The organism is Catellatospora sp. KI3 (genome assembly GCF_029948125.1).
Taxonomy (GTDB): domain Bacteria; phylum Actinomycetota; class Actinomycetes; order Mycobacteriales; family Micromonosporaceae; genus Catellatospora.
In genome coordinates, this window is the sequence record NZ_JASAMB010000013.1 from 39,902 (window position 1) to 55,288 (window position 15,387).

13 protein-coding genes are annotated in these 15,387 nt (G+C 74.3%); 8 read left to right on the top strand and 5 right to left on the bottom strand.

All coding sequences use genetic code 11. The features are described from left to right. Window positions 1–54: 54 nt before the first annotated feature. From QEZ54_RS20940 to QEZ54_RS20975, 8 genes are read left to right on the top strand one after another with little or no spacing between them, the layout of a single operon-like run. Window positions 55–939: a sugar ABC transporter permease gene (locus tag QEZ54_RS20940; RefSeq protein WP_281306372.1), complete on the top strand. Its 885-nt coding sequence runs from the start codon at window positions 55–57 to the stop codon at window positions 937–939. Next, window positions 936–1,772: a carbohydrate ABC transporter permease gene (locus tag QEZ54_RS20945; protein WP_281306373.1), complete on the top strand. Its 837-nt coding sequence runs from the start codon at window positions 936–938 to the stop codon at window positions 1,770–1,772. Before QEZ54_RS20940 ends, QEZ54_RS20945 begins: the two co-directional genes overlap by 4 nt. Continuing rightward, complete coding sequence (locus QEZ54_RS20950) at window positions 1,769–2,491, top strand: GntR family transcriptional regulator (protein ID WP_281306374.1); 723 nt, start codon at window positions 1,769–1,771, stop codon at window positions 2,489–2,491. The genes QEZ54_RS20945 and QEZ54_RS20950 overlap by 4 nt, the downstream gene beginning before the upstream one ends. Then, a complete protein-coding gene (locus tag QEZ54_RS20955) occupies window positions 2,488–3,399 on the top strand; it encodes an ROK family protein (RefSeq protein ID WP_281306375.1) in 912 nt (303 codons plus the stop codon). Before QEZ54_RS20950 ends, QEZ54_RS20955 begins: the two co-directional genes overlap by 4 nt. Beyond that, window positions 3,396–4,862 (top strand): DUF4127 family protein, encoded by a 1,467-nt coding sequence (locus QEZ54_RS20960; protein ID WP_281306376.1) that lies wholly within the window; start codon window positions 3,396–3,398, stop codon window positions 4,860–4,862. The genes QEZ54_RS20955 and QEZ54_RS20960 overlap by 4 nt, the downstream gene beginning before the upstream one ends. Beyond that, window positions 4,859–6,535 carry an FAD-dependent oxidoreductase gene (locus tag QEZ54_RS20965; RefSeq protein ID WP_281306377.1) on the top strand — a complete coding sequence of 559 codons (1,677 nt, stop codon included), beginning with the start codon at window positions 4,859–4,861 and terminating at the stop codon, window positions 6,533–6,535. Before QEZ54_RS20960 ends, QEZ54_RS20965 begins: the two co-directional genes overlap by 4 nt. Window positions 6,536–6,546: 11 nt before the next feature. Next, window positions 6,547–7,236, top strand: coding sequence for an N-acetylmannosamine-6-phosphate 2-epimerase (locus QEZ54_RS20970; protein WP_281306378.1), 690 nt, complete (start codon window positions 6,547–6,549; stop codon window positions 7,234–7,236). After that, window positions 7,233–9,716, top strand: coding sequence for a glycosyl hydrolase-related protein (locus QEZ54_RS20975; RefSeq protein WP_281306379.1), 2,484 nt, complete (start codon window positions 7,233–7,235; stop codon window positions 9,714–9,716). The genes QEZ54_RS20970 and QEZ54_RS20975 overlap by 4 nt, the downstream gene beginning before the upstream one ends. Before the next feature lie 266 nt (window positions 9,717–9,982). Here the strand turns inward: QEZ54_RS20975 and QEZ54_RS20980 are convergent, their stop codons facing one another. The 5 genes from QEZ54_RS20980 to QEZ54_RS21000 are packed head-to-tail and all read right to left on the bottom strand — an operon-like array spanning window position 9,983 to window position 15,339. Further along, window positions 9,983–10,915: an NAD-dependent epimerase/dehydratase family protein gene (locus QEZ54_RS20980; protein WP_281306380.1), complete on the bottom strand. Its 933-nt coding sequence runs from the start codon at window positions 10,913–10,915 to the stop codon at window positions 9,983–9,985. After that, the gene (locus QEZ54_RS20985; protein ID WP_281306381.1) at window positions 10,912–12,444 is read right to left on the bottom strand and encodes a class I adenylate-forming enzyme family protein; all 1,533 of its coding nucleotides are present in this window, start codon (window positions 12,442–12,444) and stop codon (window positions 10,912–10,914) included. The genes QEZ54_RS20980 and QEZ54_RS20985 overlap by 4 nt, the downstream gene beginning before the upstream one ends. Next, window positions 12,441–13,592, bottom strand: a complete 1,152-nt coding sequence (locus QEZ54_RS20990) for a cytochrome P450 (RefSeq protein ID WP_281306382.1) — start codon at window positions 13,590–13,592, stop codon at window positions 12,441–12,443. The genes QEZ54_RS20985 and QEZ54_RS20990 overlap by 4 nt, the downstream gene beginning before the upstream one ends. Continuing rightward, window positions 13,589–14,338 (bottom strand): glycosyltransferase, encoded by a 750-nt coding sequence (locus tag QEZ54_RS20995; protein WP_281306383.1) that lies wholly within the window; start codon window positions 14,336–14,338, stop codon window positions 13,589–13,591. The genes QEZ54_RS20990 and QEZ54_RS20995 overlap by 4 nt, the downstream gene beginning before the upstream one ends. Beyond that, window positions 14,338–15,339 carry a ketoacyl-ACP synthase III gene (locus QEZ54_RS21000; protein ID WP_281306384.1) on the bottom strand — a complete coding sequence of 334 codons (1,002 nt, stop codon included), beginning with the start codon at window positions 15,337–15,339 and terminating at the stop codon, window positions 14,338–14,340. The genes QEZ54_RS20995 and QEZ54_RS21000 overlap by 1 nt, the downstream gene beginning before the upstream one ends. Between the last annotated feature and the right edge of the window lie 48 nt (window positions 15,340–15,387).

Consider the following 15,387-nt stretch of genomic DNA (forward strand, 5'->3'; position numbering starts at 1 on the left):
AACCGCCGGCCGGGCACCCCACCGCCCGGCCGGCACCCCTCGCCTGGAGACACGATGCTCGGACGCCGCTGGTACACACCCTGGCTGTTTCTCGCCCCCGCGCTGGCGGTCGCCGTCACCGTCCTGTGGGCGCCCCTGGCCAACACCACGGTGCTCGCCTTCACCGACGCCCGCGCCCTGGGCGGAGGCGCCTTCAACGGCCTGGACAACTTCACCCGCATCAGCGCCGACACCGGCTTCTGGCACGCCCTGGGCAACACCGCCCTCTACATGGCCGTCGTCGTGCCGCTGCTGATCGTCCTGCCGCTGCTGCTGGCCGTCCTGGTCGCCAGGAAGGTGCCGGGAGTCGCCGCGTTCCGCGCCGTCTTCTACACCCCGGTCGTGGCGTCGATGGTCGTCGTCGGGCTCATCTTCAGCTGGGTCCTGCGCAGCGACGGCCTGGTCAACCAGGTACTGACCGCGCTGCACGTCATCACCGAACCCCTGCCGTTCCTCACCGACAGCTCGCTGCTGCTGATCAGCTGCATGGCCGTCACCGTATGGAAGGGCCTGGGCTACTACATGGTCATCTACCTCGCCGCGCTGGCCAACGTACCCGGCGACGTGCTGGAGGCCGCCACCGTCGACGGCGCCGCACCGGTACGCCGGTTCTGGTCCATCACCGTGCCGCTGGTCAGGCCGACGATGGTGCTGGTCGGGACCCTGTCGGCGATCTCGGCCGCCAAGGTGTTCGCCGAGATCTACATCATGAGCGACGGCAGCGCCGGCCCCGGCGGCCAGGCCAAATCCCTGGTCTTCTACATCCGCGAGGTCGGCCTGGGCGTCGACGGCGAGATCGGCTACGCGTCGGCCCTGAGCCTGGTCCTGTTCGCCGGCACCATCGTATTCTCGCTGCTCAGCCTCTGGCTGCGCCGCCGCAACGAGGGGAGCGCGGCATGAACCGCCGCACCGCCACCGCCGCCGGTCTCACCGGACGGTACCTGCTGCTGGCCGCGATGACCGTCGTCAGCCTCGGCCCGTTCGCGTGGCAGCTGCTGACCTCCCTCAAAGGCGCCCAGGAACCCATCTACGGCGCCGACGCCACCTGGCTGCCGCACCACCCGACCCTGGCCAACTACGCCGCGGTCGCCGACACCCTGCCCGTATGGCGCTACATCACCAACTCGCTGATCGTCGCCTGCGCCAGCGTCCTGACCAACTGCCTGTTCGGCGCCATGGCCGGATACGCCCTGGCCAGGATGCGCTTCCGCGGCCGCGGTGTGGTGTTCGCCGCCGTCACCGCCGCGCTCATCGTCCCCTTCGAAGTGATCATGGTGAGCGTGTTCCTGACCGTCCGCGACATCGGCCTGGTCGACAACCTGCTCGGCGTGCTGCTGCCCGGCGCGGTCAGCGGCCTGTCCATCCTCGTCATGCGCACCGGGTTCCTGGCCCTGCCCAAGGAGACCGAAGAAGCCGCCGTGATGGACGGCGCGGGGGAGTGGGCCAGGTTCCGGCGCATCGCCCTGCCCAGCGTCCGCGGCTCCCTGGCGGTCGTCGCCGTGTTCAGCTTCCTGTTCGCCTGGGACGACTTCCTCTGGCCGCTCATCGTCCTGAAGAGCCCCGACAACTACACCCTCACCATCGGCCTGCAGTACCTGTCGGGCACCTTCACCAACGACCAGCGCGTCGTGGCCGCCGGCACGATGATCGCCGTCCTGCCCCTCATCATCATCTTCTTAGGACTGCAGAGACTGTTCTTCCGCGGAGTCGGAGAAGGGGGCGTCAAGGGATGAGCCAGGGACCCGCAGAACGCAAGCACGAGGTCGTCTACCAGCAGCTGCTGCACGACATCCAGCACGTACACCGCCCCCACGACCCGCTGCCCAGCGAACGTGAGCTGACCAGCCGCTACGAGGTCAGCCGCGCCACCGTCCGCGAGGCGATGCGACGCCTGGAGGAGGAGGGCTGGGTCTACCGGCAGCAGGGCTCCGGCACCTACGTGTCCGATCCCGCCACCATCTCCAAGAACCTGGCCCTGACCTCGTTCACCGAGGACATGCGCGCCCGGCGGCTGACACCAGGCTCCAAGCTGCTGTCCTACACCCGCGTCCCGGCCAGCGCCGACGTCGCCCGCGACCTCAACCTGTCACCCGGCGCACCCGTCATCCACATCGAGCGGCTGCGGCTGGCCGACGGCAGCCCCATGTGCGTGGAGCAGGTATGGGTCCGCGCCGACATCCTGCGCGACGCCGACGAGACCGCTGTGACCGGCTCGCTGTACGAGACCCTCGCCGCGCTGGGCGCCGAGCCGCACCACGCCGACCAGGTCATCGCCGCCACCGTCGTCGAACCCCGCCAGGCCGACCTGCTCGGCGTGGCGGCGTTCTCACCCGCGCTGCGCGTCACCCGGATCACCTTCGACGCCGCCGGACGCGCCGTCGAACGCGGCGAATCGGTGTACCGCGCCGACCGCTACTCATACCGCGTCACCGTCACCCGGAGAACCCCATGAACACCGGCTGCACCCTGGCCGCCATCGACATCGGCGGCACCAAGACCGCCGTCGGACTCGTCCGCGACGGCGTCGTGGTCGCCCGCACCACAGCCCCGACACCCGCACGCGACGGCGGCCGGGCGATCCTGGGCCACGCCGCCGGCCTGCTGGCCGCGTTGTGCACCGACACCGGCCTGCGGCCGGTCGGCCTCGGCGCCGGAGTTCCCGGCATCGTCGATGCCACCGGCCGGGTCCGGTCGGCCACCGACTCCCTGCACGGGTGGGACGGCACCGACGTCGCCGCCACGCTGACCGACCTGACGGGCCTGCCCTGCCGGATCGCCAACGACGTACACGCGTTCGTGCTCGGCGAGGCCGCCTACGGCGCCGGTGCCGGTCGCACCGACATCGTCGGCATCACCGTCGGCACCGGCATCGGCGGCGGCGTCGTCAGCGGCGGTCACCTGGTCACCGGCGTCTCCGGCGCCGCCGGGCACGTCGGCCACCTGCCCGTACCGGAAGCGGCCGGCCTGGCCTGCCCCTGCGGCGGCACCGGACACGTCGAGGCCGTCGCCGCCGGACCGGCCGTCACCGCCGCGTACCGCCGCCGCACCACGCACCAGGTGACCACGATGCAGCAGGTCGTCGCCGCCGCCGACAACGGCGACGTCGACGCCCTCGCCGTACTGTTCGACGCCGGACAGGCCCTGGGCACCGCCATCGGCGCCCTCATCAACACCCTCGACCCGCAGATAGTCGTCGTCGGCGGCGGAGCCGCCGTCCCGGCGGTCCTGCGCGCCGCGGCCCACGCCGCCGCGGCCGCCGCCATGCCCGTACTGGCCGACGTACCCGTCGTCGCCGCCACCGCCGCCGACGCGTCCCTGCTGGGCGCGTCCGTGCTGGCAGAACAGGCGCACCGGTCATGATGCGTATCGTCCTGGTCCCGCTCGACGACCGCCCCGCCTGCGCCCGGCTGCCACAGCTGGTCGCCGCCGTGGCCGGCGCGCGGATGTCGCTGCCGCCGCGGCCGGTCCTGCCCGACTACCGCCAGCCCGGCGACGCCGCCTCCATCGCCCGCTGGCTGGCCAACACCCCCGCCGACGCCACGGTCGTGTCCCTGGAGACGCTGGGCTTCGGCGGCCTCATCGCCTCCCGCATCGGCCGCGAGCACGCCCGCGACGTGCTCGGCCGCTGGTCGGTGCTGTCCGGGCGGACCGGGCGCACCCACGCCGCGACCGTCGTGCAGCGGACCCCCGACGCCGACGACGCCGCGGAGGAACCCGCCTACTGGGCCGAGCACGGGCGGGCCCTGCACGCCTACTCCGCGCAGCTGCACCGGGCGCTGCGCGACGGCACGCCCCAACCGGACCGCGACGCGGTCCCGGCCGAGGCCCGCCGCGACTTCCTGCGCCGCCGCCACCGCAACCACCTGCTCAACCAGCACGCACTGGCGATGGCCGCCGACGGCACCGTCGCCACCCTCGTCATCGGCGCCGACGACACCGCCGCCGACGCGGTCGGCAGCGCCGAATGGCACTGGCTGCAGACCTGGGCCCGGTGGCTCGAACCCGACGGGCAGGTCCTGTCCCACCCCGGCGCCGACGAGATCGGCACCGCCCTGACAGCCCGCGCCCTGGCACAGCACGCCCGCATCACCCCCCAGATCGAGGTGACCTGCGCCGACCCCGCCGGACTGGCCCGCACCGCCGCCTACGAACCCGTCCCGGTCGGCCAGGGAGTCGCCAGCCAGATCACCGCCGCAGGCGGCGTCGTCACGACCGGCGGCACCGGCCCCGTCCTGGTGGTACACGCGCCGCAGCCCGGCGGACACGACTGGGCGGTGGCGCCCCCGCCCGCCGCCGACCGCAGCGCCGCCGAGGCGACCGCCGCCCTGGTCGGGCGGCTCATCACCGCCGGGCGGACCGTGGCCCTGGCCGACTGCGCCCACCCCAACGGCGCCGACCCGGCCCTGCTCGAACTGCTGTGCGCCGACGGCACCCTGTCCAGACTGGCCGGGTTCGCCGGCTGGAACACCGCCGGCAACAGCATCGGCACCGCCGTGGCGCACCTGGTCGCCGTCCTCGCCGGAAAGGCCACCGGGACGTTCGACAGCACCGCCCACCAGCGGCTGCTCGCCCACCGCGTCGCCGAGGACCACTGCTACATGTCCCACGCCCGCGCACGGGTCCGAGCACAGATCGGCGCCGACCCGACCCGCCACGACCACATACCCGCCGGAACAGACGTCCCCGCCCGGATCGAACACGCCGTCACCGAACGCTGGCAGCAGCTCGACCCGGTCCCCGGATGGCGGGTACGCACGGGCAGCGTGACCCTGCCCTGGCAGCGCACCTTCGAAATCGACCTGGACGTGGAGAAAGACCGATGACCATCACCGCCGACGTCGCCGTCATCGGCGGCGGCATGGGCGGCGTCGCCGCCGCGCTGGCCGCCGCCCGCGCCGGAGCCACCGTCGTGCTCACCGAAGAACTCGACCGCATCGGCGGCCAGATCACCACCCAGCTGGTGTCGGCGCTCGACGAGCACCCCCACGTCGAACACTTCGGCGTCTCCGCCTCCTACCGCCAGCTGCGCGACCGCGTCCGCGCCGCCTGCGGCGCCGACGACAACCCCGGCGGCGGCTGGGTGAGCCGCCTCTGCTTCCCGCCCGCAGTGGGCCAGGAGGTGATGGAGCAACTGCTGGCCGAGCACGGGGTACAGGTCAGGCTCGGTATCGCACCCGTCGCCGCAGCCCGCCACGGCGACACGATCACCTCCGTGGAGTTCGACGACGGCAGCCGACTGACCGCTGCCGTGTTCATCGACGCCACCGAACGCGGCGACCTGCTGCCGCTGTCCGGCGAAGAGTGGATCGTCGGGTCGGAGGGCTTCGACGCGTTCGCCGAGCCGTACGCGGTGCCCGGCGGGCCCGACCCGCAAGCCCAGCAGTCGTTCACCTGGTGCGCGCTGCTGACCTACCACCCCGAGCACGACACCGACGACCCCGGCCCCGCACCGGCCGGATACCAGCGGCTGCGCGAGCACTGCGGCCTGGACATCGCCGGCTGGGACGGCGGCGTGCACCGCTACCGCATGTTCACCGAGGGCCCGGACGGCAAACCGCCGTTCTGGACCTACCGGCGGCTGCGCACCGCGCAGCCCGAACTGATCGTGCTGAACTGGGCCAGCAACGACTGCGCCGGATACGACCCCATCGGCGACCCGCACGGCGCCGAGCAGGCCGGACGGGAGCTGACCGCCGCGTTCATCCACTGGCTGCGCACCGAGGCCCCCCGCGAGGACGGCGGCCGCGGCTACCCCGGCCTGCGTCCCGCCCCGCACGAGGCGGGAACCCCCGACGGCTACGCCGCCGCCGCGTACCTGCGCGAATCGCGGCGCCTGCGCCACGACCAGCCCGTCACCGGCCATGACCTGCTGCCGGTTCCCGGACGGGCCCGTGCCCGGCACCTGCCCGGCTCCGTCGGCGTGGCCTGGTACCACATCGACCTGCACGAACGCACCGGCCACCCGGAGCCGGTCTACCAGCAGACCGCTCCGTTCACGATCCCCGCCCACGCCCTGACCGGATCGGTCACCAACCTGGTCATGGGCGCCAAGAACCTCGCCGCCACGCAGATCGCCGCCGCCGCATACCGGGTCCACCACGGCGAATGGGCCGTCGGTGAGGCCGCAGGCGCGATCGCCGCCGTCGCCTGCGCCGCCGGAGTGTCGGCCCGCCACGTCGTCAACTCCCCGGCGCTGCTGGCCACCGTTCAGCACGACCTCGTCCGCCACGGCGCCCCCCTGGCCTGGATCGCCGACATCCCCGCCGAAGACCCCCTGTTCACCGCCGCGCACCTGCTCGCCGCGTACGGGGGCCTGGAAGCCGACCTCGCCGCCGACCTGAACCTGCGACCCGACGACGAACCCGGCACCGCCGACGCGGCGGCCCTGGCCGCGGCGGCGACAGCCCTGCGGCGTGCCCTCGACCTGCCGGCCACGGCCGGGTCAGACGGAACCTGGCGGGAACGCGCCATGGCGGCGCTGGCGGGCCTGCGGTGACCGAGACGACCATGACCAGCCCACCCCTGCTGACCGCGCTACGCGGCGGACTCGTCGTCTCCTGCCAGGCCGAACCCGGCGAACCCCTCGACGATCCGGCGCACATGACCGCGATGGCCCTGGCCGCCCGCGCCGGAGGCGCGGTCGGCATCCGCGCCAAGGGTCTGGCCGACATCGCCGCCATCCGGGCCGCCACCAGCGGCGTACCACTCATCGGCCTGGTCAAACGCGGCCGCCACGGCGTCTACATCACCCCCACCGTCGCCGACGCGCTCGCCGTCGCCGAGGCCGGGGCCGACATCGTCGCCATCGACGGCACCGACCGGCCCCGCCCCGACGGGCTCACCCTGGCCCAGACCGTCGCCGAACTGCGCCGACACGGCATCCTGGTCATGGCCGACGTCGCGACCGAAGCCCAGGCCCTGGCCGCCCAGGACGCCGGCGTCGACATCGTCAGCACCACCCTGTCCGGCTACACCGGGACTCGCCCGCCGCCGACCGACCCAGACCTCGACCTGGTCGCCCGGCTCGGGCAGGTGCTGACCGTCCCGTTCGCCGCCGAAGGCCGGTTCCACACCCCGCAGCAGTGCGCCCACGCGCTGCGCCTGGGCGCCCACACCGTCGTCGTCGGCACCGCCATCACCCGCCCGTCGCACATCACCGCCAGGTTCGCCGCCGCACTGCGCCAGGAGCACCAATGACCACCCTGCACGTCGTCAACCACGTCCACTGGGACCGCGAGTGGTACCGGCCCATGGAGGCGTTCCGCGCCCGCCTGGTCGAACTCGTCGAGCAGGTGTGCGACGCCCTCGACGACGGCCGGCTGCCGTCGTTCCACCTCGACGGCCAGACCATCACCGTCACCGACGTCGAAGCGGTCGACCCCGGCCTGGCGCAGCGCGTCCGCCGGCACGCCCGCGACGGCAGACTGTCGATCGGCCCCTGGCACGTACTGGCCGACAACCAGCTCGTATCCGGCGAGAACCTGATCCGCAACCTGCTGACCGCACGCAGGATCGCCGACGGAGACGGCCTGGCCACGGTCGGCTACTGCCCGGACTCGTTCGGCCACCCGGCCGATCTGCCGCGCATCCTCAACGGATTCGGCCTGGACACCGCCCTCGTATGGCGCGGCGCCCCACCCCAGCACGCCCGATTCCGCTGGCGCTCCCCGGACGGCTCCGAGGTGTACGCCGTCAACCAGTGCTACTACGAACCCGACGTGCTGTGGGAGGAGGACGGCATCGGCCGGCGCGTCGCCGACTACACCGCCAAGCAGCGGCAGCGGGCAGGCGACGGCCCGCAGCTGCTGCTCAACGGAGCCGACCACCTCGCGCCCGCACTGAACCGCGCGACCGCGGGCCTGACCCACAGCACCCTCGCGCAGTTCTTCGCCGACCCCGCCCACGACCGGCAAGGCGCACCCCTGGTCGAAGGAGAGCTGCGCTACCCGGGCGGCTGGTTGACGTTCCTGCTACCGGGGACCCTGTCCGCACGGATGTACCTCAAACAGGCCAACGCCGCGGCGCAGACGCTGCTCGAGTCATGGGTGGAGCCGTACCTCGCCCAGACCGCACCGACCGCGGCCACGACCGGACTGCTGCGCCACGCCTGGCAGCTGCTGCTGGCCAACAGCCCGCACGATTCGATCTGCGGCTGCTCGGTCGACGAGGTCCACCGCGAGAACGAAGTCCGCTTCGAACGCGTCGAACAGGTCGGCGAGCACCTGCTGCAACGGGCGCTGCAGCAGCAGGGGTACGACACCCGGCTCTACGGAGAGCCGTCAGCCGACACGCTCAGCCTGATCGTCGCCAACCCGCACGCCCGTCCGGTCAGCGGCCCGGTGGAGCTCGACGTCCACAGCGCCCCCGGCCGCCACATCGTCGGGCTGCGCACCGACGACGGCTCCGACGTACCCTTCGAAGCCGGCCCGCCGGTTGACACACCGCTGTTCTGCGCGGACCTGGACCTGCCGCCCGACACCAGACCCGCGGCCAGGCACCGGCTCGCCTTCGTCGCCGAGGTCGGGCCGTCCGGCAGGCGCGGCTACCAGGTGATACTCGGGGATGCGCCTGCCGCCGGCGCCACCGCACCGGCCGCACACCCGTGGCGGGTAGAGGTCGCCGCCGACGCGTCACTGACCCTCACCGACACCCGCACCGGCCGGACCCTGCCCGGGCTCGCGCGGCTCGTCGACGAGGGCGACGCCGGCGACACCTACAACTTCGACCCACTGCCCGGCGACCAGGCGACGAGCCCCACCGTGTCGGCGGTACGCCACACCGCCTCCACGGTACGGCAGGTGTGGCACATCGACGCCGCCCTGGACATCCCCCAAGGGCTCACCGGCGACCGGCAGGCCCGCAGCCCGCAGCGGGTCAGCATGCCGATCCGCCTGACCGCGACCCTCTGGGCCGGCATCGAACGCCTGGACTGGACAGCCGCCTTCGACAACACCGCAGACGATCACCGCCTGCGCGCGCACTTCGCCACCGGCCCGGCCGACCACTGGTCCGCAGACACGCACTTCTCGGTGCTGCACCGGCCCCTGTCGGAACCCATCGGGGCCCTGCCCACCGAACGGGCCCATGAAGCCGAATGCGCGGTCGCGCCCGTGCACACCTGGGCCGCGGCCGGCGGCGTCGGAGTCGTCGTCGCCGGACTGCCCGAGGTGCAGGGACTGCTGCCCGCACAGGCGCCGCAGATCGCCGTGACCGTGCTGCGTGCCACCGGCTGGTTGTCGCGCCCGGACCTGCGCTCGCGTACCACCGGAGCCGGCCCGCAGCTGCCCACACCGCAGGCCCAGTGCCGCCGGCCGGTTCAGGCTTCCGTCTCGGTGGCGCTCGACACCGGTGAAGGCGCCATGGCGGTGACCGCCGCGGAAGTCCGGGCACCGCTGCGGGCGTGGCAGCTGCGTTTCGCAAGCCCCGTGCCTGCCGCCGCGACCGGGCTGGCTGTGGCCGGGGCGATGGTCACCGCGTACAAGCCGGCCGATGACGGGGACGGAGCAGTGCTGCGGTTGCTGAACCCCACGGCCGAGCCGGTGACCGCCCGGATCGCGGGCCTGGACGGACAGGCCGTCACCGAATGCACCCTGGCAGAGCAGCCGGTGGTCGGCGAGGTGGACACCGCCGCGCTGCAGCTGGGGCCGTACCAGCTGCGATCGCTGCGGCTGCGGTAGACGACGGCAGAGAGCGGTTGTGCACCGAGGACGCTCGGGTCACCGCCGTCGGGAACGCGGTCGGCGGGCAGCCATGCCCGCCGACCGCGGCCGCCAGGCGCCCGGCGATGCCGGTCGGTTCAGGCGGTGGCCACCAACGGCGCCTGCCGCACGCACCTGCCGCGTTCCACGACCGAGGCGAGGAGCGCGGCCAGGTCGGCGCGGCTGATACCGGGCTGCCTCGCCTGAGCGGCCGCCGATCGGCTCCGGTCCGGACCGCATCGCGGTCACCAGTGTGCCGCACCCGCGAACGAGGTCGGCGTGGGGCGGTAGCCGAGCTGGTCGCGGGCCGCGGTGATGTCGAGGGTGCGTTCGACGGCCAGGTGGCTGATCGCGTAGCGGGTCAGCCGGGGCGGGCGCGGGTACCGGACCAGCCGGTACAGCGCCTCGACGACGGTCGCCGGCAGCCACACCGCGCGCAGCGGCAGGTACACCGGGTGGGCGGTGATACCGCGGGCGGCCAGGATGGCGCGCAGCGAGTCGTCGAGCGGCACCGGTGCGGCGTCGGTGACGTTGAAGACGCCTCGCTCGACCGGCCCGCACGCGGCGAGCACGCAGGCCTGCGCGAGGTTGCCGACCGAGGTGAGGCTGATCAGCTGCCGCCCGTCGCCGACCGCGGGCAGCCACCGGCCGCGTACCGCGGCCAGCACCCGGGGCAGCAGCGTGGGGTCGCCGGGTCCGTAGATCGCGTGCGGGCGCAGCACGATCGCGGGCCGGTCCGCGGTGCTCACCACCCGCTCGGCCGCGGCTTTGGACTCGCCGTAGGCGTTGAGGTACCGGCCGACCGGGGCCAGGTGCTCGGCCGCCATGACCGTGGGCCGCCGGGGGTCGTACACGCTGGCGGTGCTGACGTGCACGAACCGTACCCCCGGCCAGGTCGCCAGGGCGTTGGCGGTCCCGCCGACGTTGACGGCGAAGAACTCCCGGCGCGGCCCCCAGTCGGAGACGGTGCCGGCGCAGTGCACCACCGCGTCCACCGGCGGCGGGTCCGCGAGCGGGCCGCCCGTCAGGTCCCACTGCCGGTACCGGGCCGCGCCCAGGTGGCCCGGCCCCGGCGACGGGCGGCGGCCGAACCCGACGACCTCGTGCCCCGCACCGGTCAGCGCCCGGCACACGGCCCCGCCGACGAAACCGGACGCCCCGGTCACCGCGATCCTCACCGGACGACCACCTCCGCGACCAGCTCACGCAGGGCCGCCCGGTCGATCTTCTGGCCACGTCCGCCGCGGGGCAGCCGGGGCAGCACGACGATGTCGTCGGGCAGCGCGTCGTGGTCGATGACCCCCGGCAGGTCACGGCGCAGCCGGGCGGGCAGGACGGCGGCCGCGGCGGGCCCGTCGGCGACCACGGCGAGTACCACCCGCTCGTCGCCGTGCTCTGCGTCGGGCACCCCGACGTACGCGGCCTCCGCGACGCCGGGCAGCGCGGCGACCGCCGGTTCGTACAGTCCGGGATAGAGGTTGAACGAGCCGCGGATCAGCATGTCCTTCTTGCGCCCGAGCAGCACCAGGCGGCCGGCCTCGTCGACGCGGGCCAGGTCGCCGGTGGGCAGCCAGGGCGTCGGCGGCTCACCGAGGTAGCCGGGGCTGCGGTTCGGCCCGGCCAGCAGCAGCTCCCCGTCGGCCGCGACGCTGACCTGCACCCCCGGCAGCGGCTCGCCGAGCAGGTCGCCGGTCGCGCCGCCCGCGACGTGGGCGATCTTGTCGGCGGCGGTGGCGATCGCGACGGGCAGCATCTCGGTCATCGCGTACACCGACAGCACCTCGGCGGGCCCGGCGGCGGCGACCGCCCGGCGCAGCACCCCGGCGGGGGCGGGCGCGGAGCCCAGCAGGATGTGCCGCAGGCTCGACGGCAGCGGGCCGGTCGCCGCGTCCAGGACCTCGGCCAGCCGCACCGGCACGCAGTACGTGTGGGTGGCCCGCCGCTGCCGCAACTGCTCCCGGAACAGCGCCGCGCCGCCGGTCAGCGGCGGCAGCGACCAGCGCGCCCCGGACGCGAGCGTGGGCAGGCCCAGCATCAGCTGGTCGGTGTGCACGACGTCGCCGGGGCCCAGCGGCACCCGCTCGCGCAGCAGCCCGAGGGCCGCCGACAGCGATCCGGCCGTGTGCACCACCGCGCGCGGATGCGCGGTGGTGCCGGAGGTGAAGATGACCGCCGCCGGCGCGTCCGGGTCGGCGACCGAGTCGGGCTCGGCGGGCGGCATCCTGAGCAGCCTGTCCAGCGACAGCGCGCCCCGGGGCACGCCGGGCAGCCACCGTCCGGTGCGGATGTGACGGGCCACGTCGAGGGTGGACAGGTTCGGCAGCAGCAGGCCCCGGCGGCGGGCGTACGCCCGGACGGGCGCCAGCCGGCTCGCCGCGTACAGCAGGGACTCGGCGGCCGACCAGCGCGGGCGGGCCAGCCGCATGCGGGCGGTGAACATCTCCGGGCCCGCCCCCGGGTCGGCGAAGATCACGCAGCCGCCGGCGGCGACCACGGCGATGGCCAGCACCAGCGACTCCGGCGACGGCCGCACCGAGAACAGCACCCCGTCGCCGGGCCGCAGCCCGTGCTCGCGCAGTCCGTGGCGCACCGCCAGCACCTGCCGGCGCAGCTGCCCGTAGGTCAGCTCCGCGCCGTCGCCGGCGACCAGGGCCACCGCCGACGGAGTCCGCGACGCCTGCGCGAGCACCTGCTCCACCAGGCTCATCGGCACACCACCAGCTCCCGGTAGGTCGGGATCAGCACGCCCCGGGCGGCGCGGCGGCGCACGATCCGCAGCGGCGCGGCGGCCAGCACAGCTGTGGCCACCGCCCGGATCTCGGCCATCGCGAGCGGGTAGCCGATGCAGAAGTGCGGACCCGCCCCGAACCACAGCCGCCGCAGCTCCGGCGGGTGCGGCCGGTCCAGGTCGAACGGCCCGTACGCCTGGCAGCAGTTGTGCGTGGCCAGCAGCACCCGGTCCCCGGGCCGGACGGCCACCGGGCCGATCGCGGCCGGGGCGTGCACGCTGCGCAGCATCACCGGCGTCGGGGTGCTGACCCGCATCGCCTCATCCACGGCCGGGTCCAGCAGTGTCAGGTCGGCGGCGACCCGGTCCAGGTCACCGGCGTCGTGCAGCAGCGCGATCAGGCGCGGCACTAGCGTGGCGACGGTTTCGGTGCCGGTGAGGAAGAACGCGCCCGCCGCGCCGCGCGCCTGCTCCTCGGAGATGCCCAGCGCCCGCATCCGGCCCATCACGGTGGCCTCGTCCCCGGCGCGGTAGGCACGCGCGGCGACGTCGCCGACGGGCTCCAGGACCTCGCGGGCGCGGCGGGCCTGGGCGGGGGACAGGGTCCGGGTGCGCAGGGTCACCATCGACACGATCTGCTCGCCGCGGTGGAACATCCGCCGGTGGTCGTCCTCGGAGCGGGAGTCCAGCCCGACGACGGCGCAGATGACCGCCCCCGCCATCACCCGCATCGCGTCGACCAGATCCACCGGCTCGCCGCGGCCCAGCCGGGCGGACAGCTGCGCCAGCGGCCCGGCCAGCACCCGCTCGCACAGCCGGTCGGCGTAGCCGGGGGTGAACAGTTCGGCCAGCCGCCCGCGCAGCGCCCGGTGCGCCGGACCCTCCATGTTGAGCAGCACCGACGGGCCCAGGATCGGGGTCCACAGGTCACCCGACGAGCCGGGGCCGTCCTTGCGGAACGTCTCGCCGTCCAGCAGCACCTGCCGGGCCAGGCCAGCGTCGTTGACGACGACGCCCAGACCGGGCACCCGCACCACCGGACCGCGCCGGGCCAGCAGCCGCAGCAGCGGGTACGCGAACGGGTGCGCGCGCCGGTACAGCCGGCGCTCCCAGGTCCCCGGGTTCACCGGATGTCCACCCGGTCGGGGGTGTAGCGGTGGTCGGCGTACCAGGCCAGGGTCCCGACCAGGCCGTACGCGCGCAGCCGCCGGACCGAGCCGTGCACCAGCACGTCGCGGCGCAGGCCGTAGGCGCCGGTGAGCCGCCGCACCCGGTTGACCAGGGCCCGGTCCTCGTGCACGTCCTCGATCCGGGTACGCGGGAAGCCGCCCGCCGCCTCGTACAGCTCGGCCGTGATGGCCAGGTTGCAGCCGGGCATCATCACGTACGGGCCGACGTACGCCCGGTCGCGGTTGCCGGGCCGGAACCGGCCGAACGCCGCCGCGACCGACACCACGGCGGGCAGCAGCCGCCGCTCCCACCAGCGCAGCGGAAACTCGTCGGCACGGGGCCGCAGCGGGCCGCTCAGCATCCGCAGCCCGTCGCCGAAGCCGCGGCGCACAGCGGCGACCCAGCCCGGCGCGGGCAGGCAGTCGGCGTCGGTTCGAGCCAGCAGCGTCGCACCGTGGGCGATCGCGTACCGCATCCCGGTGTCGGCCGCCGCGCCCGTGCCCTTCACCGGCTCGGTGATGACGTGCAGGTCCAGCCGGTCGGCGAACCCGGCGGCGACCGCAGCGGTGCCGTCGGTGCTGGCGTTGTCGACGACCACCACGGTGAACGCCGAGTCGGTCTGCTCGGTCAGCCGGTGCAGCGTCGCCCCGATCGAACGCTGCTCGTCGTACGCCGGGATGACGACCCACAGCGGGTGGCCCATCACAGCTCCGCGAACATGACGCCGAGGCTGACCCCGCCGGCCAGGCCGATCAGCGCCACCCGGTCACCGGGCCCGCACCGCCCGTCCTGGATCGCGGTGGCCAGCTGCAACGGCAGCGTGACGCTGGCCAGGTTCCCGTGCTCGGGCAGCGTCACGACGAGCCGGTCGGCCGGCACGCCCAGCCCGGCGCGCAGCTGCTCCAGGTACGGCAGCGCCACCTGATGCACCGCCACCACGGCGAAGTCGTCCCAGCTCAGGCCGGTGTCGCCGAGCGCCTCCAGGAACAGCCGGGCACCGTTGCGGACGAACACATCGCGCAGCCGCCGCCCGTCGCCGCTGAAGAAAGTCGCGTCGAGGTCGCGCGGGCGCATCGTGCCGCCCGCCGGCAAGGTGCCCACGTCCCAGGCGGTGGAGTCCGCGGCGAAGCGCCGGTGGAAGATCCCTCCCGAAGCGGCCGCCTCCAGCAGCATCGCCGCCCCGCCGTCGGACAGGGTGTACCCGGCGAACGCGTCGACGAACTGGGCGCGGTCGCGCACCTGCCAGCGGATCGCGCGGGAGGGCACCTCCCCCGAGCAGACCAGCACCCGCCGGTGCTGGCCGGTGACGATCAGCGCCTCGGCGAGCTGCACCGCGTTCAGGAAGCTGTTGCAGGCGTTCTTCACGTCGAACACCGGGCAGCTCGCGCCGAGCTTCGCGGCCACGATGTGCGCGGTGGCGGGCTCGATCAGGTCCTGCGACGCCGAGCCGAACACGATCAGGTCCACCTCGGACACGCCCAGGCCCTGCCCGGCCAGCAGCTTCTCGGCCGCGGCCACGGCCAGGTCGGAGGCCTGCACGTCGTCGGCGGCGTAGTGCCGGTGCCGGATGCCGGTCAGCCGCTCCACGATGGAGGCGTGCGGCACGAACCCCGGGCTGTGCTCGGCGATCCGGCGCTCCACCTGCGCGCTGCTGACAAGCACCGGCGGCAGGTGCGCCTCCACCCCGACGATCCTGGCTCTCATCCCACCTCCTGCACGGCCGGGCCGCCCAGCAGCGTCCCGGCATGGCCT